Below are 21,066 nucleotides of genomic sequence, written 5' to 3'. Positions count from 1 at the left end.
GATCAGTCTTTCCGCTGCGGCTCTTGGACCGGTTGGGCCTGGCCCTCGATGGTGTGGCCTTGTTGCGGCTGCGCGGTGTTTTGCACCGGTGGCACCGGTTGGGCAGGCGGCGGAGTCTGCTCGGCCGGTTTGGTCTCTTCTTCGTTCATGGCCTTGCGGAAGCCCTTGATCGATTCGCCCAGGTCGCTGCCGAAGTTCTTCAGTTTCTTGGTGCCGAACACCAGAACCACGACCACCAGCAGGACGATCCAGTGTTTCCAGTCAAAGATACCCATTTCGTACTCCTGAAAATTGTGTGTACAGCATATCGATCCGGCAACCCGGTGCCTGTGGGAGCGGGCGCCCCCAATAAAACGTCAGGCAGATGGCTGGCGTGCGGCCTTCTCATCATGCCCGGACAAGCCGAAGCGGCGTTCCAGTTCATCCAGCACGGCTTGTGGATGCTGGCCCAGCGCACTGAGCATCACCAGGCTATGAAACCACAGGTCGGCGGTTTCGTAGATGACATCGCTGTAATCCTTGCTGATTTGGGCATCCTTGGCAGCAATGATCGTTTCGACCGACTCCTCGCCGAGCTTTTCAAGGATCTTGTTCAGGCCCTTGTGGTACAGGCTGGCCACGTAGGAGCTGTCAGGCGCCGCTTGCTTGCGTTCTTCAAGCACTTCGGCCAGGCGGTTGAGGGTGTCGCTCATGTCAGTGTCCTGCGTTGTAGATGGCATCCGGGTCCTTCAGGACCGGGTCGACGATTTTCCACTGGCCGTCTTCATAGACGCGGTAGAAGCAGCTTTCACGACCGGTATGGCAGGCGATATGGCCCAGTTGCTCGACCATCAGGATGATCACGTCGGCGTCGCAGTCCAGGCGCAGCTCATGCAGTTTTTGCACGTGCCCGGACTCCTCGCCTTTACGCCACAGCTTGCCACGCGAACGCGACCAGTAGATGGCACGCTGCTCGGCGGCGGTCAGGGCCAGCGATTCACGGTTCATCCAGGCCATCATCAGCACACGTCCGGTCTTGTGGTCCTGAGCGATTGCCGGTACCAGGCCATCGCTGTTCCACTTGATCTCGTCCAGCCAGTCTTTCATCGTCGACTCCAAAGCGGGCCCGCTCCTGTGCCGGGCCCTTTGCGCTAGTGTGCCAGCCACAGGCGCGGCTGGCTATTGGCGCACGATCAGGTAAAGGCCCGCAGCCAGCATCAGCCAGGCGGGCCAGGCGGCCGGGGCGGCCAGGCTGGCGGTTTCGGCAGCGCCTGCGGCCAAGACTGCGCCACCGCCAAGCAGGCCGGCGCCCAGCAGGCGCAGCGCCCAGCGGTCGCCCTGGCGGCGCCGCTCCGGCAATTGTGGATCGTGCAGGTGAGGCTGCGACAGGCGTTCGAGCAGGTCGCGGGTCATGCCGGCCAGGTGCGGCAATTGCTCTACCTGGCTGTGCAGGTTGCCGAATACGGCCTTGGGGCTATAGCGGTCGCGCATCCAGCGTTCGAGGTACGGCTTGGCGGTGCTCCACAGGTCCAGGTCGGGGTACAGCTGACGGCCCAGGCCTTCGATGTTGAGCAGGGTTTTCTGCAGCAATACCAGCTGTGGCTGCACTTCCATGTTGAAGCGCCGTGCGGTCTGGAACAGGCGCATCAGCACCTGGCCGAAGGAAATATCTTTTAACGGTTTTTCGAAGATCGGCTCGCACACCGTGCGAATCGCGGCTTCGAACTCGTTCACCTTGGTGTTTGCCGGCACCCAGCCCGAGTCGATGTGCAACTGGGCGACGCGGCGGTAGTCACGCTTGAAGAAGGCAAACAGGTTGCGCGCCAGGTAGTCCTGGTCCTCGGCGGTGAGGCTGCCGACGATGCCGCAGTCGATGGCAATGTACTGCGGGCTCCACGGCTTGACCGTGCTGACGAAGATGTTGCCGGGGTGCATGTCGGCATGGAAGAAGCTGTCGCGGAACACCTGGGTGAAGAACACTTCCACGCCGCGCTCGGCCAGCAGCTTCATGTCGGTGCGCTGGTCGGCCAGGGTGGTCATGTCGGTCACCGGTACGCCGTAGATGCGTTCCATCACCAACACCTTGGGGCGGCACAGGTCCCAGTACACCTGGGGCACGTACATCAGCTCGGAGCCTTCGAAGTTGCGCCGCAGCTGGCTGGCGTTGGCAGCCTCGCGCAGCAGGTCGAGCTCGTCGTAGATGGTTTTTTCGTAGTCGCCGACGATTTCCACCGGGTGCAGGCGACGGGCATCCGCCGAGGCGCGTTCGGCGGCCTTGGCGATCAGGAACAGCCAGGCCAGGTCTTGGGCGATGACCGGTTTCAGGCCCGGACGCACCACCTTGACCACCACCTCTTCGCCGGTTTTCAGGCGTGCGGCGTGCACCTGGGCCACCGAGGCCGAGGCCAGTGGCTCGACGTCGAAGCGGCTGAACACCTCGCCGACCTTCGCACCGAGCTGTTCCTCGATCAAGGCCACGGCTTTTTTCGGGTCGAAGGGGGGCACACGGTCCTGCAACCGCATCAGTTCGTCGGCGATGTCCGGGGGCAGCAGGTCGCGGCGGGTGGACAGCAACTGGCCGAACTTGATGAAGATCGGCCCCAGGTCCTGCAGCGCCAGGCGCAGGCGCGCGCCACGGCTAAGCTCGGTGGGCTTGCGTGGCAGCCAGCGCCACGGCATCAACAGGCGCAGACTGGCCAGCCACCAGGGCAGCAAGGGTTGGTCGAACAGCAGGTCATCGAGGCGGTAGCGGATCACCACACGCTGGATGCGAAAAAGACGTCGGACGGCGAGCAGCTTCATGCGTTATCGCTGGTATCAAGGGATCGGGACAGGCGCCTGAGGCGCGCTTCGAGGCGTTCTGTATCAAGTTTCAAGGCATCGAGTTCGCTGAAGGCGGCTTCGGCCTCGCGCTTGCCGACCAGGGTGCGGGATTCCTCGGCCAGGTATTCGGACAGGTTCTGGCTGAAACGTGCCAGACCTTGGCGAGTCCAGCGAGCGCGCAGGCGGATATGGCCGGCCAGCATTGCTGTGGCGACCGGGCCAAGCCAGCGTTGCAACTCGTGCTCCCAGTCCAGTTCCAGGTCCTGCAGCACGCCGAACAGGTCAAGCAGTACGGCGCTGTCGCCGTGCAGCTCGACTTGCGGGCTGTGCAGCACGGCGGTCTTGTCCTTGGCCAGGGCCAGTTGCGCCAGGCTACCGGCGGGGGCGCGCAGGCTGCAGTCGACCTCACCCTGCCAGTGAGCGGCGAGCATCAGGCCTTCTTCGTCGGGCAAGATGAACAGCTGCAGGGCCGGTTGGCGGCAGTCGATTTCGATGACTTTGCCTTCCAGCGCGGCCAGCCGCGGCAGGGCCGTGCTGTCCATGCGCAGGACGCGGTTCAGGCCATGTTCGACGCTGGCGAGCAGCCCGGCCAGCAACATCAGGGTTTGATTCCCCGGTGCACGGCAACGATGCCGCTGGTCATGTTGTGATAGGTGACGCGGTCGAAACCGGCCTCGACCATCATGCTCTTCAGGGTTTCCTGGTCAGGGTGCATGCGGATCGACTCGGCGAGGTAACGGTAGCTCTCGGAGTCATTGGTGATCAGCTTGCCAGCCAGCGGCATGAAAGCGAACGAGTAGGCGTCGTAGGCCTTGGACATCAGCTTGTTGGTCGGCTTGGAGAACTCCAGGATCAACAGACGGCCACCGGGCTTGAGCACGCGCAGCATCGAACGGATGGCGGCGTCCTTGTGGGTGACGTTGCGCAGGCCGAAAGCAATGGTCACGCAGTCGAAGTGGTTGTCCGGGAACGGCAGCTTTTCAGCATCGGCCTGGACGAACTCGATATTGCCGGCCACGCCGCGGTCAAGCAGGCGGTCACGGCCTACCTTGAGCATCGAATCGTTGATGTCGGCCAGCACCACCTGCCCGGTCGGCCCGACAAGACGCGAGAACTTGGCCGCCAGGTCACCGGTACCGCCGGCGATGTCCAGCACGCGGTTGCCGCTGCGCACGCCTGACAGCTCGATGGTAAAGCGCTTCCACAGGCGGTGCATGCCGCCGGAAAGCACGTCGTTCATCAGGTCGTACTTGGCTGCCACCGAGTGGAACACTTCGGCGACTTTCTTCGCCTTCTGGCTTTCAGGCACGTCCTGATAGCCGAAATGGGTGGTGGGTTCGGCGTGGTCGCCTTTGCGCTGGTCGTTCATATCGCTTCACCGGAAAAAATTACCGCCATTCTAGGGCGAACGGGCGGATTTGTCTTGGCGGGGTGTGCCAGCGGGCAGGGGCGGGCATAATGCGCATTATGTCTACATCTTCAGGAACGTCCGCATGACCCAGATCAGCGTCGAACGCAAACACTCCCTCGGCCGTGATGCCGCCCGCGCCAAGGCCGAAGCGCTGGTCGACAAGCTCAGCCGCGAGTACGACCTCAAGGCCACCTGGAACGGTGACCGTGTGGACGTTGCGCGCAGTGGCGCCAATGGCAGTGTGCACATTGGCGACGACAGCATCCGCGTCGAATTGAAGCTGGGCATGATGCTGTCGATGATGAGCGGCACCATCAAAGGCGAGATCGAGCGGGCGCTGGACAAGGCCCTGGCCTGAGCCGGCGCCGCTGTCTGGCTACTGTGGCGCGTCCGCCGGGAAAGGAATGATGCCAATCACCTGCTCCAGGCGCAGATCGCCGCGGTAGATCGCGATGCGCTCGCGTGCGTCTGCGGCCTGCTCGAGCATGGCCTTTCGGCCCCTTACGCCTGCATCCCAGAATTTGAGGTGGCCCTTGACGAAGTCATGCCCCCTCGCTTCGAGACTGGGATAATGAAAATGCGCCTCCCACAGTAACCGCTGTGGCGCTTGTACATCGCGAACCTCGTAGACGTCGAGGTAATCATTGACGTGACGTAACTGTCGGCGAATCACGGTTTGCCTGATCCGAATCCGGTTCTGCTCAGCCAGGAAGCGAAGGGCCTTGCCGTCGGGATGTCGGGTGTTCAGATACGCGTCGGTGAGTAGCCGAAGTTTTTCGTGATGGACGCGGTCTACCGCTGCCCGAAGGAGTTCGACCAAGCCGTAATCCAGTGGATTGTTAAGCTCGGTCAGTTGCTGCTGCACTTCGCGCATGTCACCTGCCGGCCATTCCAGAAAGTCGCTCAGGCTGTTGGGCTCATCGGCATAGTGAGCGGCGAAGGCGATTTTTCCATCCACCTCTGCCAGCAGGCGGTTTGCTCGCTGGCGCAGCTGTGCGCGGTCATGCTGGGCCGGCCGCGCTTGCTCAGGCACGGCATGCCACACCCCGTCGCGTTGCGTGAAGCTGCCCGCAGGCTCCTGGTTGAATGCACTGCGCTGGATAGCACGGTTGCCCATTTGGTCTATTTCCACCAGTAGCGGTCGACCTCGGTCAACACGGATGACCCGGCGTTTGATCGTCGCGGGCCGATGATATGGCGTTGGCGAGGGGGGGCTGATGCCGCTGTCGAGGTTGGTCAAGGTCGCGCTCAGTTGCTGCTCTGTGATCTGGGCAATCGTGGACAGTTCGCGTATGTATTCGTCCAGTACGTCAGCGACCAGCGCAGGCGAGTCCAGCGTTTTCATGTATTGGGCGCGGTCCAGCACGGTACGGTATTTCTGAAGGATATCCTCAAGCAGTTCGGCTTTGACCTGGGCCGTCTCTTCGGTGGCTGCCAGCCCGTCGTGGCTCCATACCGTGCTGCTGAATTCGATGCCGCTGAGCGGCGCGCGCATCGCAAGCAAATCCTCGGCCGTGTCCGCAGAGAGGCGGCTCTTGTCCACGGCGAGGTAGGCCAGGTCACTGAGCAGCTGGGCCCGAATGACCAATGTCGAATACGTTCTGCGTCGGATGGTCTGAGCGGGTTTCGTGGCTTTATTGGCAAAATCGATCTTGGGGTCCTGCAGTGTTTCCGCCAGGATCCGGTCCAGCCGCTGGCTGACGACAAGCAGGCGGCGGCTGGCTTGGCAGGAATCGCGTACCCGCTCGCGATAGTCGAGGTATTGCTGTATCTGCTCGGCAGTCTCTGGAACGCGGGGCAGCCCGGTGGCCTGTGCGCTCAGTGCCTGGTGGTCGACCTGCTCCAGCAAGCGTCGGCACAGCAGCATGTCGTTTTCGATGGCTGCGCCGTACCAATTGCCGTATCGGCGTCGGCTCGGGGCTCGGGTGTCGAATTTGCTGAACCGTGGTTCGGCCATCTCCTTGAACACTTCGATGTTCCCATGCAACAGCGTGCTCTGCCGTTCCAGGTAGAGCGCGGATGCCCTGATCTCTGGCAAGTGGCGCAGGCGCTGGGCTTTGAGTGCCTGCCTCTGAAGTTGCAATGCTGGCGGCGGTGAAGCGCGCTCCTGTGCAGGCAGAGCATCGACAGCCAGGCTGTACTCCAGCGCGAGGTCGTCATAAGCCTGCAGTTGCACTTGGCTGCGTTCCATAAGTGGCGCCATCTGGTTCAGCGCTTGTTGGTTCGCCGTGGCGGTTGTACTCAAGGTGTCGAACCGCTGGCGGTTTTCAGCGTTGATGGATTGCCTGTTCCTTGGCATGCCGCCAGAGAGGTTCAGATTCACGGTCCATTGGCCATTCCAGCGCGTCAGCCAGGGGCCTTTTTGGCGTTCACGGCCAACGATATGGTAGCCGTCCGGGGCGCCATTCCATTGGGACACCCACTCGCTGCTGCTCGGCTCGGGGCCGATGATCTGCATGCCGTTCCACGTCTCGATGACCTCATAGGCGCCATCGCCCAACTTGGCGTAGTAACGGCCGGCAATATTGTACAACCCACGCAAACGGCCCCTTGTCAGTGGCGCGTGCCCTTCGAGTGGCTGCGAGGCTTGCAGTTGGGCCAGTGACTGGCGCTCCTGTACCGACAGGTTGCTCAGGCGCTGCCCGTCATGCCAGCCATCTACACGCACGAGCGTGGGCCGTGGCGCCTCGACGGGGGGCTGCCACGGTTTCTCCTGTGGCTGCTCGAGCGCTGGGGGCGGGGTCTCTTCCTTCGGCGCAGGGCCTGAAAAACGTAGCCTGGCGGGCTCTTCGCTGTTGGCAGGTGGCGTTGCAGGGCGGTGGGCAAGGAGCAAGGCCAGGTTGGTGACCAGGTCTATGGCTGCGACGATCTTGTCGTCACCGCTGCGCTTGATCAGCGCCTCGACGTCTTCCTTGACTGCCGACAGCGCCACCACCAGCCACACCAGGGTGGTCATCGGGCCATGCCAAAGTTGGGTGACGGTATTGAAGATCGCCCACGCAGCCTCCTTCACCAAAGCCCGCACTTCCTGGGCATTGGAGACGCTGTTGCTGGCTGAGGCCAATAACATGGTCTCGATACGGGCGTTGAACAGATGAGTGTCCAGATCTTCCGTCCAGGCCTGGAACGAGGCCTGGACCGGGCGTCTGAGGCGTTGCAAAAGGTGGTCCAGCAGCTCGACCGGCACATTGAGCAGGTGCGTCAGCTTGGTCATGTTCGGGTGCAGGTGCGGGTGCTTGAACCCGTCGTTCTGGTAAGTCGGACGCGTGTCATCCTCAAGCCAGGCCAGTACGCTCTCTTGCAGTTCGCCCCTGCTGCGGATTGCGTCCATCAGCAATTCGAGGTTCGGAAATTCCTGCAACGCCCTGTCGGCATAGAATGGGCGGTACAAGACCCAGCTGCCGCTTGCCGGTATTTCGATGATGAACATCCCGTGCGCCACATCGCTTGCCGAAGCGCCAGGCGCGCAAAGGAACGCCAGGGGGGCGATGCGCAGAAGGTCCACGCCATTGTCCATGCCCTGGCAGAACCTGAGCATTGCCTGGCTTGCCGCTTCGCCAAGCTGTCGCTCGATCTTGGCCTTCAGCGTGCTGAACCGAAGGGCGTAACGCCATTCCCTGGCATGCTGGCGGATTCGCTCGGCCCTGCGCGGCTGGGTGTTGACTTGGTCCTTCAGGTAGGAGGGGTAGTGACCGCCGATGTCGACCTGATGAATCAGGCCCCTGATCTGGTCGATGCTCAGCCAGTCGGTCACAGGCGAGCCGTCCTCGAAGTTCATCCCGCTCATCACCTCGCCAGCCTCCAGCCGCAGGCGTGAAACTGCCAAGTCGGTCAGGGGCACCGAGTACAAGAACAGTGACTGCCCTTGTGTAGCGGCGCCGATGACGGCCTGGGAAATGCGGATGTGCACCTTGTTCGGGTCGTGTACCGCCTTGTCTGGGTAGCTGGTCTGCAGGGTCTCACGCAAGCGGCGAGCGGCGTAATCACGGATATCCTCGACATCGCCCAGGGATGTGCAGCCCTTCGACCGACCTTGGCTCGCCGCCAGATCGAGCAGTGCAGTGTGGTAGGCGTAGCGGTCCTCAGCGCTGGCATTGAGCAGCCATCGCGGCGGGCTGACGGAGGGTGCAGCTTGCTCCTGCGATGGCAGGTTGAGGAAGTAAGCTGACGGGTCGCTCACCTGGCGCAGTTGTCGCTCCAGTTCGTCGACGGTTGTCAGGCCGCCAATACGCAGGCGGCCGATGTCGTCCAGGATATCGTTCAGCAGTTGCCTGACCTGGAAGGCGAAAGGGCGTCCGATTACTGGCGTGTGTGCCCAGGACAACGTTTCGAAGCGATAACGTTGCGCTAGCTGCCGTTGCAGCGCGGTGGCAAAGCTGGGCAGGTCGACATGGCGATGAACCGAACCGCAGGGCTTGCATTGCAGAACCAGGCTGCGGGTGCCGCTTGTGGTGATGAGCAACAGATCCGGTAGGGTAACGGTGTGTGCCCCGCCATCCGTTCCGAGCGTGACTTGTATCGCCTCGACAGCCAGGCTGTCGTATACCCCGTCGAGCAGGGCGTACATTGCTGCTTTTTCATCATCTTCAAGGCCTTGGCGAGGGAGGTTCTCGAGCAATGCAGCCTTGATGGTGTGCTCAAGCCAGAGCATGCGCGAGACTTGGCTGTCTTCGTCGAGCCCGTTCCAGAAGCCGATCTGGGCTTGCTGGAAGGCCGGTATCAACGCACCAAGCACGGTATCGAAGTCATCGCTGAGCTTCGTCAGGTCCGGCATGATTTCGGGTTGGCGAATGTTGTCCTGGCCTTGCTCCTGAATTTTAAACACATGGGGAGGGCTGATGCTCAGCTTGTCTGAGGCGCCCAGTTGCACACGTTCCTTGGTCAGGAAATGCCGGAGAAGCTCGTCCAGCAGCCCGCTCTGACGTGGCAGATCATCTGTGCTGGCCGGTGCATGCAGGATGACGAAAGGGTCGAGCGATGTGATATGAGGATGGTTGCGGTGCAACCATGGATACCGGTCGCTGAAAGTCTGGAATGCGTCCTTTGATAAAACGTCCCGCAGGCTGGGTCGTTTGGAGAAACAGGCTGCCACGCTTTGCTTGAACGTCAGCCTGGGTGGGTTTGCTACAACAGTCATGGCGTCGATGTCCGTGAGGTGAAGCTTGCGACGCTAGCGCTATGGGCGAAGGGGCTTGCGGTATATAGATGCGACAACGAAGACCTTAGGGTGAGGTTTCTAATTTTCTTCCCTACCTTATGTTCAAGCCCAACCTCCGTGGGCGGTTTTCCACCACTCATGAGCATGAGGTACACAGCATGGCCAAAGTGATTGTGAAGAAAAAAGACGAAGCCCTGGGTACGCTTGGCGAGGTGCGCGGCTATGCGCGCAAGATCTGGCTGGCCGGTATCGGCGCCTACGCCCGCGTTGGTCAGGAAGGCTCTGACTACTTCAAGGAGCTGGTCAGGGCGGGTGAAGGTGTCGAGACTCGCGGCAAGAAGCGCATCGACAAAGAACTCGATGCCGCCAACCACCAGCTTGACGAAGTCGGTGAAGAAGTGAGCCGCGTACGCGGCAAGGTAGAAATTCAACTCGACAAGATCGAAAAAGCTTTCGACGCACGGGTCGGTCGCGCCTTGAATCGCCTGGGTATTCCGTCTAAACATGACGTTGAGGCGTTGTCGATCAAGCTTGAACAGTTGCATGAGCTGCTTGAGCGTGTCGCGCACAAACCATAAGGAGAGCAGGATGGCTGGCAAGAAGAACACCGAAAAAGAAGGCAGCTCCTGGGTCGGCGGGATCGAGAAATACTCCCGCAAGATCTGGCTGGCTGGGCTGGGTATCTATTCGAAGATCGACCAGGACGGCCCGAAGCTGTTCGACTCGCTGGTAAAGGATGGCGAGAAGGCCGAGAAACAGGCGAAAAAGACGGCTGAAGATGTTGCCGAGACTGCCAAGTCTTCGACCACTTCGCGGGTGTCGGGCGTGAAGGACCGTGCGCTGGGCAAGTGGAGCGAACTTGAAGAAGCCTTCGACAAGCGCCTTAACAGCGCCATCTCGCGCCTTGGTGTGCCGAGCCGCAACGAGATCAAGGCACTGCACCAGCAGGTGGACAGCCTGACCAAGCAGATCGAGAAGCTGACCGGTGCTTCGGTTACGCCGATTTCGTCGCGCACTGCAGCAACCAAGCCGGCTGCGAGCAAGGCTGCGGCCAAGCCACTGGCCAAAGCAGCAGCCAAGCCTGCGGCGAAAACGGCGGCGGCCAAACCTGCTGCTAAAACCGCAGCGGCAAAACCCGCAGCCAAAACCGCAGCGGCAAAACCTGCAGCCAAGCCAGCAGCCAAGCCTGCAGCGGCCAAACCTGCGGCAGCCAAGAAACCTGCGGTGAAGAAAGCTCCAGCCAAACCGGCAGCGGCCAAACCAGCAGCACCAGCTGCCAGCGCTGCGCCTGCTGCGACCACAGCACCGGCACCTGCCGCTACCCCGGCCAGCAGCACGCCGTCGGCACCGACTGGCACCGGTACCCTGATCTGATACCGCGTCGCTTTCTTCGCGGGCTCGCCCGCTCCCACAGGTACAGCGCAGATCCGAACATCAGCGCAGACCCTGTGGGAGCGGGCATGCCCGCGAAGGCCCCACCACGGATCTGCTCGGCCTACCCCTCCAGGTACTTCACTGCCAGTTGCTCCGCCGCCGCCCGTGCCTGGGCCTGCAGATGCGGCGCCACCAGCATCATCACCTGATACACCACGATCCCCACATCCCCCTCGCGCCCCAGCACACGCTGATAATCCAGCGAGAACATCAGCGTCAGGGTGATCTGCTCCACCAGTTGACCCAGCGCCTGGGTATCACTCTCTACCAGCCCCTGGCTCTTGAGGCTGGCCAACAGCGCCGCCAGCGTGCGTTTGATCGCATTGATCAGGCTGCGCATGCCTCGGGCGAGCTTGGGCAGGCGCCCGGTCAGGTTGGACAAGTCCTGGAACAGGAAGCGGTACTGAGCCATGCGCTCGACGATCAAGTGCAGAAACAGCCAGTAATCCTCTGCGTCCAGACGCACCTCCAGCGGCGGGTCCAGCAACGGCATCAACGCTTCTTCAAAGCGCTCGAACAAGCCCAGTACCACCGGCTCCTTGCCATGGAAGTGGTAGTACAGGTTGCCTGGGCTGATGCCGAGTTCGTTGGCAATTTCCAGGGTGGATACGTTGGGTTCGCCCTGCTGATTGAACAACTGCAGGGCGCATTCAAGGATACGATCGCGGGTTTTCATCCAGTCAGCAGCTCATCGGGTCAGCACGTAGGTACCTGGCGCGGGGCCTAGCGGTGGGTAAGTGGCGTTGCCCAGTTCAGTGCGCGGCGCCTTGAGCAGGCCGGAGCGGGCGGTGATCCACTCCAGCCACAACGGCCACCAGCTGCCTTCGCTGCGCTTGGCATCGTGGAACCAGGCGCGCGGGTCGTTGCTCAGCTTGGGGTTGGCCAGGTAGTAGGCTTTGGGGTTGCCTGGCGGGTTGATGATGCTCTGGATATGCCCGCTGTTGGCCAGCACGAAGCGCCGCTCGCCACCCAGCAGCAAGGCCGAGCGGTACACCGCGTCCCATGGCGTGATGTGGTCGTTGCTGCCGGCCACGGTAAAGCTGTCGATATTGACCTGCTGCAGGTCGATCGGCGTACCGCACACCTCCAGCCCGGACGCGTAGGTCAAGGGGTTGAGCTTGAAAAACTCCAGCAGGTCGCCATGCAGCGCGGCGGGCAGGCGCGTGCTGTCGGCATTCCAGTACAGGATGTCGAAAGCCGGCGGTGTCTTGCCGAGCAGGTAGTTGTTGACCCAGTAGTTCCAGATCAGGTCGTTGGGCCGCATCCAGGCAAAGATCCGTGCCACTTCGCCACCGTCCAGCACGCCACGCTGATAGGAGCGCCGCTTGGCCGCTTCGATGGTTTGTTCATCGGCGAACAGGCTGGCCGGGCTTTCGAACTTGCTGTCCAGCAAGCTGACCAGATAGGTGGCACTGCGCACCCGGCGCAATTGCTTCTTGGCTTGCAGGTGGCCTTGCAGTGCGGCCATGGTCAGGCCGCCGGCACAGGCGCCCATCAGGTTGGGGTCGCGGTTGCCGCTGATACTGCGGCAGGCATTGAGCGCTTCCTCCAAGGCTTGCACGTAGCTGGAAAGGCCCCATTCACGGTGGCGTGGGTCGGGGTTGCGCCAACTGACCATGAACACCTGCAAGCCGCTTTTGAGCATGTACTGGACAAAGCTGTTGGTAGCGCTGAGGTCGAAGATGTAGAACTTGTTGATCTGAGGCGGCACGACCAGCAGTGGGCGTGCGTGCTGCTTTTCGCTCATCGGCGAGTACTGGATCAGCTCCAGCAGTTCGTTGCGAAATACCACTGCGCCAGGGGTTGCGGCCAGGTTAACGCCCACTTCAAAGGCGCGCTCGTCCACCTGACGCGGCAGCCCATCGTTGTGACGCAGGTCGTCGAGCAGGTGGGCCACGCCGCGCACCAGGCTCTGGCCGCCAGTGTTGAACAGCTCCTTGACCGCCAGCGGATTGAGCAGTGAGTTGCTGGGCGCCAGCGCATCGTTGATCAGGTTGAACAGAAAATGGGCGCGGGCTCGATCATCGTCGTTCAAGTGGCTTTCATCGATCCACTGGCGTGTCTGCTTCTGCCAGGCCAGATAGGCCTGCAGGCCGCGGCGGTAGAACGGGTTCTGGCTCCAGGTCGGGTCACTGAAGCGTGCGTCACGCGGGTTCGGCTGGTAGGGCGTGTCCCCCAGCATTACCCGCCCCAACTGCCCGCCAAGCGCCAGCAGATGGTGTGCGGCATGCAGCGGGTGGCGCAGGCCGTGGCGGCCGACGTTGCGTAGCGTGGAAAGCAGGTCGCGGCCGCGCAGGCCGAGGATGGCGTTCTGCACGTTCATGCGGGTGGCGGGGAGCGTTGTCGATCCTTTGGCCGGTTTGTCTTTCATGGCAACACTCCCTCGTCTAATCCATTTCCCTGTCAGGCCGCAGCTGTTTCACCCCCCCGAGGCCGGACGGGGATGCATGACCGCACGCTGACGTTCTTCCTGCAGGAACTTCATGATGATCGGGGCGACGGCTTCTGCCCGGGTGATCAGGAACAGATGGCCGTCGTCGATAATGTGTAGCTGGGCATTGGGAATCCGCCAGGCTAGCAGGCGCATGTTGATCAGCGGGATCAGCGGGTCGTCGTCGCCGGCCAGTACCAGGGTGGGCTGCTGGATCTTGTGCAGGCAGTGGATGCTGGTCCAGCCGAGCCCGGCGAACAGCTGCCAGTAGTAGCCCAGTTTGCCGCCGGAGCGCACTTTGGCGGCATGGTGCATGGCCAGGTCTGGGTCACGTCGGAAGCCGCCGCCATAGATCATCGGTGCAATGCGGATGACATGCGACGGCTGCACGTAACGCCGGGGGCTGGCCATCATCCACAGCACCTTGGGCTTGCCTGGCACCATGACCGCGCCGGCAGCGGTTGCGGCCAGCACCAGCTTCTTGCAGCGCTCGGGGTAATCGTGAGCGAACTGCTGGGCCAGGGCGCCGCCCCAGGACACGCCGATTACGTTGACCTGGCCGTAGTCGAGGTAGTCGAGCATCCGCGCGGTCAGCTTGGCCAGCCCAGGGAAGCGATACGGGTGGCGCGGTGTGGACGAGCCGCCGACCCCGGGCACATCGAAGGCGATGACTTCCAGGTCCGGATCAAGTGCTTCGATGAACGGAAACACCAGCTCGAGGTTGGCGCCGATGCCGTTGAAGATCAGCAACGGTGTCAGGTGCGGCTTGCCGGGGCGAACAGCGGTACGGATGGACTGGTTGTCCAGCTCGACGGTCCTGAAAATATAGGGTTGCGGCATGCACGTGACTCTTGGGTGAAGTAAACACCGTGGCGCCTTGCAGGCCGCCACGGCGCTGTAACTCAACGCTCGTGAACGTAGGTGCCTGGGGAGGCTTCACCGGCGGCATACGCACGGTTGCCCAGGCGGGTCGGTGCCTTTTTCAGCGCGCCGGCACGCTCGCCCAGCCAACTCTGCCAGTGCAACCACCAGGAGTCTGCATGCTTGATGGCGTTTTCCTGCCAGGCCACCGGGTCGCCCGGGCGGTCGGCACCGGTCATGAAGCGTGCCTTCGGGTTACCCGGCGGGTTGAGGATGCTCTGGATATGCCCGCTGTTGGACAGTACGAATTCGATCTTGCCGCCGAACAGATGTGCCGAGCGGTAGCATGACGGCCATGGGGTGATGTGGTCGTTGGTGCCGGCGAGGCTGTAGATGTCACATTTGACCTGTTTCAGGTCGATCGCGGTGCCGCACACTTCCAGGGCGTCGGGGCGGGTCAGCGGGTTGGTCTTGAACATTTCGATCAGGTCGCCGTGGAAGGCGGCCGGCAGGCGCGTGGTGTCGTTGTTCCAGAACAGGATGTCGAATACGGGGGGCTCATTGCCGAGCAGGTAGTTGTTTACCCAGTAATTCCAGATCAGGTCGTTGGGGCGCATCCAGGCGAACACCTTGGCCATTTCGCTGCCTTCCAGCACGCCCGCCTGATAGGAGTGGCGCTTGGCTGCCTCCAAGGTCTGCTCGTCGACAAACAATGCGACCTGGTTGTCCATGGTGGTGTCCAGCACGCTGACCAGCAGGGTCAGGGCGTTGACCTTGTTCTCACCAATGGCGGCATAGTGGCCCACCAGTGCGGTACAGGTGATGCCGCCGGAGCAGGCGCCAAGCATGTTCAAGTCTTTGCTGCCGGTAATCGCCAGCACCGCGTCGACGGCTTCTTTCAGCGCATCGATGTAGGTGGACAGGCCCCACTCGCGCTGGGCCTTGGTCGGGTTGCGCCAGCTGATGATGAAGGTCTGCTGCTGCGAGCGCAGGCAGAAGCGCGCCAGGCTCTTTTCCGGGCTGAGGTCGAACACATAGAACTTGTTGATCTGCGGTGGCACCACCAGCAGCGGGCGGGCGTGCACCTGCTCGGTGATGGGGCTGTACTGGATCAGCTCCAGCACATCGTTGCGGTACACCACCGCGCCTTCGCTGGTGCCCAGGTTCTTGCCCACTTCGAAGGCATCCATGTTCACCTGGCTAGGCATGCCGCCGTTATTGACCATGTCCTTGGCCAGGTTGGACAGGCCATCGAGCAGGCTCTTGCCGCCGGTTTCGAAGAAGCGTTTGACCGCAGCCGGGTTGGACAGGGTATTGGTCGGCGCCATGGCCTCGGTCATCAGGTTGATGACGAACTGGCCGCGGCTGATGTCCTGGGGGGACAGGTCGCTGCTGCTGACCCAGTCCTGCAGCTCCTTGCGCCAGGCCAGATAGGTTTGCAGGTAGCGGCGGTACAGCGGGTTGTTGCTCCAGGCCGGGTCATTGAAGCGACGGTCGTCGCTTTCCGGGGCCAGGCTGGATTTGCCCAGCAGCACGTTCTTCAGCTCCAGGCCAAAGTGAGCCACATGTTTGGCGCTGTGCAGCGGTTGGCGCACGGCCTGGCGCAGCACGGTGCGTGCCGAGCTCAACAGGTCCTTGCGGCGGATGCCGATGACCGGGTTCAGCCCCAGGGTGTTTTCCGAGGCCTGCCGCTGCAGCTCATCGTTGTTCTTGTTACTCATCTACGACGCTCCGTTGTCCTGAGACGAGTACCGGTTGCTGTGGTGGGTGCACAGCCCTGAGCCCGGTACTGCTACTCGGGTGACCAGTGATAAGGAACAGCGGTGCTGCGTGGGTGCTGACGACCTGCAAAGTGATGCAGGGAACTTGCCACACCCATTGGTTACCCGACTTTCGTGTAATGCGCAAGACAGCCCTTCACTGGGCTGTCTGCAACCCATTCAAACAGATGAATTTAGAAAATGCGCTCTAAACCCCGCAGGCCTTGCGCTAGAGCATGAGCTTGACCACAGATTCGGCTGGGTCGCGGGATTTGCCGGCCTTGTGCAACTCGTCGAGGTATTCCGCCCACAGTTGTTCCTGGCGCAGGCACAGTTGCTCAAGGTATTCCCAGGTGAACAAGCCGCTGTCATGACCGTCGTCGAAGGTCAGTTTCAGTGCATATTGGCCGGCAGGTTCCAGGCCACTGAGGCCGACATTGATCTTGCCGAACTGCAGGATGGGGTTGCCGTGGCCCTGGACCTCGGCGGAGGGAGAGTGCACGCGCAGGAATTCGGCGGGCAGGTGGTAGACCTCGCCGGGCGCGTAGGTGAGGCTGAGGGTTTTGGAGGCTTTGTGCAGGTTGATGGCGGTAGGCAGGCGGGCCATGGGCAGAATCTCTCGGGAGCTGATGAAGCACAGCTTCCAGCTTATGGGAAAGGGATTCAAGGGCCTCTTCGCAGGCAAGCCCGCTCCTGCACGGATCACCACAGGCCCAAGGGATGTGGTGACATGTGCAGGAGCGGGCTTGCCCGCGAAGCTGTCGAAACTGGTCTTACAGGATGTAACGCGACAGGTCTTCGTTCTGCGCCAGCTCACCGAGGTGGCTGTTCACATACGCCGCATCGATCTGGATCGGCGCTTCGTCATGGGTGCTGGCCAGGTCGCCCGCACTGAACGACACCTCTTCGAGCAAGCGCTCGAGCAGGGTGTGCAGGCGGCGGGCACCGATGTTTTCGGTTTTCTCGTTGACCTGGTAGGCAATCTCGGCCAGGCGCTTGATGCCGTCGGCGAGGAACTCGATGTTCAGGCCTTCGGTCTTCAGCAATGCCTGGTACTGCTCGGTCAGCGACGCGTGCGGCTCTTGCAGGATGCGCTCGAAGTCTTCCGGGGTCAGTGCCTTCAGTTCAACACGGATCGGCAGGCGGCCTTGCAGCTCGGGCACCAGGTCGCTCGGCTTGCTCAGGTGGAATGCACCCGAGGCAATGAACAGAATGTGGTCGGTCTTGACCATGCCCAGCTTGGTGTTGACGGTGCAGCCTTCGATCAGCGGCAGCAGGTCGCGCTGTACGCCTTCGCGGGATACGTCGGCACCGCCAACGTTGCCACGCTTGGCAACCTTGTCGATCTCGTCGATAAACACGATGCCGTGCTGTTCGACCGCTTCCAGGGCCTTGGCCTTGAGCTCTTCCTCGTTGACCAGGCGGCTCGCTTCTTCATCGCGAACCATCTTCAGCGCTTCTTTTACCTTCAGCTTGCGCGCTTTGCGCTTGCCCTTGCCCATATTGGCAAACAGGCTCTGCAGCTGGTTGGTCATTTCTTCCATGCCGGGCGGCGCAGCAATTTCGACACCGACGGCATCGGCCACTTCGATCTCGATTTCCTTGTCGTCCAGTTGGCCTTCGCGCAGGCGTTTGCGGAACAGCTGGCGAGTGTTGGAGTCGCTGCTGGTCTGTGCGGCTTCTTCGCTGAAGCTGGTGACGCGCGCCTGGGGCAGCAGGGCGTCGAGGATGCGGTCTTCGGCGGCGTCTTCGGCGCGGTGGCGCACGCGGATGATTTCCTGCTCGCGCAGCATCTTCAGCGCGGCATCGGCCAGGTCACGGATGATCGACTCGACGTCGCGGCCCACGTAGCCCACTTCGGTGAACTTGGTGGCTTCGACCTTGAGGAACGGCGCGTTGGCCAGCTTGGCCAGACGGCGGGCGATTTCGGTCTTGCCGACGCCGGTAGGGCCGATCATCAGGATGTTCTTGGGGGTGACTTCGGCACGTAGCTCGGCAGGGAGCTGCATGCGCCGCCAGCGGTTGCGCAGGGCAATGGCCACGGCGCGCTTGGCGTCGTCCTGGCCGATGATGTGGCGATTGAGTTCGTGGACGATCTCGCGGGGGGTCATGGACATGATCAATACGGTCCTTGGGCAGGTGAGTCAGCGTGGAAAAGCCCCTTCGCCGGGAAGGGGCGCCAGAACAGCTGAATCAGTCGGCCAGGTCCTGCTCCTCGATGGTCAGGTTGTGGTTGGTGAACACGCAGATGTCGCCGGCGATGTTCAGGGCGGTCTCGGCGATTTCGCGGGCCGAGAGGTCGGTCTTGTTCAGCAGGGCACGGGCTGCGGCCTGGGCATAGGCGCCGCCGGAACCCATGGCGATCAGGCCGTCTTCGGGTTCGACCACGTCACCGTTACCGGTGATGATCAGGGATGCATCCTTGTTGGCCACGGCGAGCATGGCTTCCAGGCGGCTCAGGGAGCGGTCGGTACGCCATTCCTTGGCCAGCTCGACGGCGGCGCGTACCAGGTGGCCCTGGTGTTTTTCCAGCTGACCTTCAAAGCGCTCGAACAGGGTGAAAGCGTCGGCGGTAGCGCCGGCGAAGCCCGCGATGACCTGGCCGTGGTACAGGCGGCGCACCTTCTTGGCGTTGCCTTTCATCACGGTGTTGCCAAGGGATACCTGGCCGTCGCCGCCCATGACGACTTTGCCGTTACGGCGGACAGAAACGATTGTGGTCAAGGGGAGAGTCTCCACGCAGCGGGGCGAAAGTGCCTGATGCAGACTCATATGGGGGTGGGGGGAAGGATTTCAACCGGGGGGGATGAATGGTCGCGCTTGGCGGGGGGACTATGTGAAGGCATTCGCGGGCATGCCCGCTCCCACAGGGTTACCACATGCCTTGGAATTGTGGTGATCCTGTGGGAGCGGGCGTGCCCGCGAAGCATGTTACTCAGGCCTCGTGGCAGACGTGCCCGTCGACCAAGGTATAACGCACCGCCCCCGGCAGGCAGTGGCCGATGAACGGGCAGTTCTCGCCACGGGAGAACCATTGTTCGCCGGCAACGGTGGAGGCTTGCGGGTCGAACAGCACCAGGTCGGCCGGGCCGCCTACTTTCAGCTCCCCGGCCGGCAGGCGCAGGGCGGCAGCCGGGCCGCTGCTCAGACGGGCCAGCAAGGTCGGCAGGTCGAGCAGGCCGTCTTGCACCAGGGTCATGGCCAGTGGCAGCAGCAACTCGACGCTGCTGATACCTGGCTCGGTGGCGCCGAACGGGGCCAGCTTGGCGTCGCGCTCGTGCGGCTGGTGGTGGCTGGAGATGGCCTGGATCACCCCCGACTTCACCGCCTCGCGCAACCCGTCACGGTCGGCAGCGGTGCGCAGCGGCGGCTGCACGTGGTACAGGCTGGAGAAATCGCGCAGCGACTCGTCCGTGAGGATCAGCTGGTACAGCGCTACATCGGCGGTCACAGGCAGGCCCAAGGCCTGGGCCTGGGCAATCAGCCGCGCGCCACGGGCGCTGGTGATCTGGCTGAAGTGCGCACGCACGCCGCTCTGTTCCACCAGCAGCAGGTTGCGCGCCAGGGCCACGGTTTCGGCGCTTTCCGGGATGCCCGGCAGGCCGAGGAAGCTGGCCATGGCACCCTCGTGGGCCAGGCCGCCCTGGGCCAGATCGCGGTCCTGGGAGTGGAACACCACCGTCAGGTCGAAGGTGGCGGCATACTCCAGGGCGCGGGCCAGGGTACGGTTGTTGGGGATTTCCTTCAGGCCGTTGCCAAATGCTACGCAACCGGTGTCACGCAGGGCCACCAGTTCGGCCAGTTGCTCGCCTTCCAGGCCCTTGGTCAGGGCGCCGACCGGGTAGACCTTGCTGTTGGCGGCTTCGCGGGCACGGTCAAGGATAAGTTCGGCTACCGCCGAGGTGTCCAGCACCGGCTTGGTCTGCGGCGGGCAGCACAGGCTGGTGACGCCCCCAGCCACGGCAGCGCGGGTTTCACTGGCGATGTTGCCTTTGCGGCTATAACCCGGCTCGCGCAGGGACACGCCCAGGTCGACCAGGCCGGGTGCTGCGACCAGGCCATCAGCCTGGATCGTGCGGCTGGCGCTGAAACCGGCCGGTGCGGCACCGATGGCGGCAATGCGGCCGCCGTCCAGGTGCAGGTCGGTGACCTGGTCCAGGCCGCTGTTGGGGTCGATGACCCGGGCGCCGAGAATACTGATGGTCACTGGGCGTTCTCCTGGTCGAATTGACGTTGCGCGTTCTGCCCGCTCATGGCCATGGACAGCACGGCCATGCGCACGGCGATGCCGTAGGTGACCTGGTTGAGGATCACCGAATGCTTGCCGTCGGCAACCGCCGACTCGATTTCCACGCCACGGTTGATTGGGCCCGGGTGCATGACGATTGCATCGGGCTTGGCTGCGGCCAGGCGTGCAGTCGTCAGGCCGAACAGGCGGTAGAACTCGCCTTCGCTGGGCAGCAGGCCACCGGCCATGCGCTCACGCTGCAGGCGCAGCATGATCACTACGTCGACGTCTTTCAGGCCTTCGGCGAGGTCGGTGTAGACCTTCACGCCGTACTGCTCGATACCGATGGGGATCAGGGTTTTCGGCCCGATCACGCGGATGTCCGGGCAACCCAGCGCTTTCAGCGCGAGCATGTCGGAACGGGCCACACGCGAGTGCAGGATGTCGCCGACGATAGCCACGGACAGGTTTTCGAAGCTGCCTTTGTGGCGGCGGATGGTGAGCATGTCGAGCATGCCCTGGGTCGGGTGCGCGTGACGGCCGTCGCCGCCGTTGATCACGGCAACCTCCGGGCACACGTGCTCGGCGATGAAGTGCGCGGCGCCGGAGTCGGAGTGGCGTACGACGAACATGTCGGCGGCCATGGCTTCGAGGTTGCGCAGGGTATCGAACAGGGTCTCGCCCTTGCTGGTCGAGGAGGTCGACACATTCAGGCTGATCACGTCGGCCGACAGGCGCTGGGCTGCCAGTTCGAAGGTGGTACGGGTACGGGTCGAGTTCTCGAAGAACACGTTGCACACAGTCTTGCCGCGCAGCAACGGGACTTTTTTCACAGCTCGGGCGCCGACTTCCAGGAAGGAGTCGGCGGTGTCGAGGATCTCGGTGAGCAGTTCGCGGGGCAAACCGTCAAGCGAGAGGAAGTGGCGCAGCTGGCCCTGATCATTGAGCTGCAGCGGGCGCTTGGCGTCGATTGGCGTCATC

The 21,066-nt window shown here is 62.6% G+C and carries 19 protein-coding genes; 3 read left to right on the top strand and 16 right to left on the bottom strand.

All coding sequences use genetic code 11. From position 1 onward, the window contains the following. Nucleotides 1-2: 2 nt before the first annotated feature. The 6 genes from GST84_24415 to ubiE form a co-directional block, all read right to left on the bottom strand. Nucleotides 3-275: a twin-arginine translocase TatA/TatE family subunit gene (locus GST84_24415; GenBank protein ID XGB15316.1), complete on the bottom strand. Its 273-nt coding sequence runs from the start codon at nucleotides 273-275 to the stop codon at nucleotides 3-5. 81 nt (nucleotides 276-356) lie between these two features. Continuing rightward, nucleotides 357-692, bottom strand: a complete 336-nt coding sequence (locus tag GST84_24410; protein ID XGB15315.1) for a phosphoribosyl-ATP diphosphatase — start codon at nucleotides 690-692, stop codon at nucleotides 357-359. A 1-nt stretch (nucleotide 693) separates the two neighbouring features. Beyond that, nucleotides 694-1,086, bottom strand: coding sequence for a phosphoribosyl-AMP cyclohydrolase (gene hisI, locus GST84_24405; protein XGB15314.1), 393 nt, complete (start codon nucleotides 1,084-1,086; stop codon nucleotides 694-696). A 72-nt stretch (nucleotides 1,087-1,158) separates the two neighbouring features. Continuing rightward, nucleotides 1,159-2,781, bottom strand: coding sequence for a ubiquinone biosynthesis regulatory protein kinase UbiB (ubiB, locus tag GST84_24400; GenBank protein ID XGB15313.1), 1,623 nt, complete (start codon nucleotides 2,779-2,781; stop codon nucleotides 1,159-1,161). Next, complete coding sequence (locus GST84_24395) at nucleotides 2,778-3,401, bottom strand: SCP2 domain-containing protein (protein XGB15312.1); 624 nt, start codon at nucleotides 3,399-3,401, stop codon at nucleotides 2,778-2,780. Before GST84_24395 ends, ubiB begins: the two co-directional genes overlap by 4 nt. After that, complete coding sequence (gene ubiE, locus GST84_24390; protein XGB15311.1) at nucleotides 3,401-4,171, bottom strand: bifunctional demethylmenaquinone methyltransferase/2-methoxy-6-polyprenyl-1,4-benzoquinol methylase UbiE; 771 nt, start codon at nucleotides 4,169-4,171, stop codon at nucleotides 3,401-3,403. The genes GST84_24395 and ubiE overlap by 1 nt, the downstream gene beginning before the upstream one ends. A 124-nt stretch (nucleotides 4,172-4,295) precedes the next feature. On the opposite strand from ubiE, the gene GST84_24385 reads away from it, so the two are divergent. Further along, the gene (locus tag GST84_24385) at nucleotides 4,296-4,571 is read left to right on the top strand and encodes a polyhydroxyalkanoic acid system protein (GenBank protein ID XGB15310.1); all 276 of its coding nucleotides are present in this window, start codon (nucleotides 4,296-4,298) and stop codon (nucleotides 4,569-4,571) included. 18 nt (nucleotides 4,572-4,589) lie between these two features. Here GST84_24385 and GST84_24380 read toward each other — a convergent pair whose 3' ends face one another. Beyond that, nucleotides 4,590-9,218 carry a hypothetical protein gene (locus GST84_24380; GenBank protein ID XGB15832.1) on the bottom strand — a complete coding sequence of 1,543 codons (4,629 nt, stop codon included), beginning with the start codon at nucleotides 9,216-9,218 and terminating at the stop codon, nucleotides 4,590-4,592. A 311-nt stretch (nucleotides 9,219-9,529) separates the two neighbouring features. Here GST84_24380 and GST84_24375 point away from each other — a divergent pair, with 311 nt between their 5' ends. Both GST84_24375 and GST84_24370 read left to right on the top strand, forming a co-directional pair. Then, nucleotides 9,530-9,949, top strand: coding sequence for a poly(3-hydroxyalkanoate) granule-associated protein PhaI (locus GST84_24375; protein ID XGB15309.1), 420 nt, complete (start codon nucleotides 9,530-9,532; stop codon nucleotides 9,947-9,949). Nucleotides 9,950-9,959: 10 nt separating this feature from the next. After that, nucleotides 9,960-10,745, top strand: coding sequence for a poly(hydroxyalkanoate) granule-associated protein (locus tag GST84_24370; protein ID XGB15308.1), 786 nt, complete (start codon nucleotides 9,960-9,962; stop codon nucleotides 10,743-10,745). Nucleotides 10,746-10,866: 121 nt separating this feature from the next. Here GST84_24370 and GST84_24365 read toward each other — a convergent pair whose 3' ends face one another. The 9 genes from GST84_24365 to GST84_24325 all read right to left on the bottom strand — a co-directional run bounded on the left by GST84_24365 (nucleotide 10,867) and on the right by GST84_24325 (nucleotide 21,065). After that, nucleotides 10,867-11,481 (bottom strand): TetR family transcriptional regulator, encoded by a 615-nt coding sequence (locus GST84_24365; GenBank protein XGB15307.1) that lies wholly within the window; start codon nucleotides 11,479-11,481, stop codon nucleotides 10,867-10,869. Nucleotides 11,482-11,493: 12 nt separating this feature from the next. Further along, on the bottom strand, nucleotides 11,494-13,176 hold the full coding sequence (phaC, locus tag GST84_24360; GenBank protein ID XGB15306.1) for a class II poly(R)-hydroxyalkanoic acid synthase: 1,683 nt from the start codon (nucleotides 13,174-13,176) through the stop codon (nucleotides 11,494-11,496). 48 nt (nucleotides 13,177-13,224) lie between these two features. Then, a complete protein-coding gene (gene phaZ / locus GST84_24355; GenBank protein XGB15305.1) occupies nucleotides 13,225-14,076 on the bottom strand; it encodes a poly(3-hydroxyalkanoate) depolymerase in 852 nt (283 codons plus the stop codon). A gap of 62 nt (nucleotides 14,077-14,138) precedes the next feature. Next, complete coding sequence (gene phaC / locus GST84_24350) at nucleotides 14,139-15,818, bottom strand: class II poly(R)-hydroxyalkanoic acid synthase (protein ID XGB15304.1); 1,680 nt, start codon at nucleotides 15,816-15,818, stop codon at nucleotides 14,139-14,141. A gap of 268 nt (nucleotides 15,819-16,086) precedes the next feature. After that, entirely contained in the window at nucleotides 16,087-16,464 is a 378-nt protein-coding gene (locus GST84_24345) for a DUF971 domain-containing protein (protein ID XGB15303.1), read from the bottom strand. A gap of 166 nt (nucleotides 16,465-16,630) precedes the next feature. Next, the gene (gene hslU / locus GST84_24340; GenBank protein XGB15302.1) at nucleotides 16,631-17,974 is read right to left on the bottom strand and encodes an ATP-dependent protease ATPase subunit HslU; all 1,344 of its coding nucleotides are present in this window, start codon (nucleotides 17,972-17,974) and stop codon (nucleotides 16,631-16,633) included. Between the two features lie 76 nt (nucleotides 17,975-18,050). Then, entirely contained in the window at nucleotides 18,051-18,581 is a 531-nt protein-coding gene (gene hslV, locus GST84_24335) for an ATP-dependent protease subunit HslV (protein ID XGB15301.1), read from the bottom strand. Nucleotides 18,582-18,792: 211 nt separating this feature from the next. Further along, complete coding sequence (locus GST84_24330; GenBank protein XGB15300.1) at nucleotides 18,793-20,064, bottom strand: dihydroorotase; 1,272 nt, start codon at nucleotides 20,062-20,064, stop codon at nucleotides 18,793-18,795. Next, nucleotides 20,061-21,065: an aspartate carbamoyltransferase catalytic subunit gene (locus GST84_24325; protein ID XGB15299.1), complete on the bottom strand. Its 1,005-nt coding sequence runs from the start codon at nucleotides 21,063-21,065 to the stop codon at nucleotides 20,061-20,063. The genes GST84_24330 and GST84_24325 overlap by 4 nt, the downstream gene beginning before the upstream one ends. Nucleotide 21,066: the final 1 nt, after the last annotated feature.

This window comes from Pseudomonas putida, assembly GCA_041879295.1.
Lineage (GTDB): Bacteria > Pseudomonadota > Gammaproteobacteria > Pseudomonadales > Pseudomonadaceae > Aquipseudomonas > Aquipseudomonas putida_Y.
The sequence above is the reverse complement of the archived record's forward strand: the minus strand, read 5'-3'. Positions and strand labels throughout refer to the sequence as shown.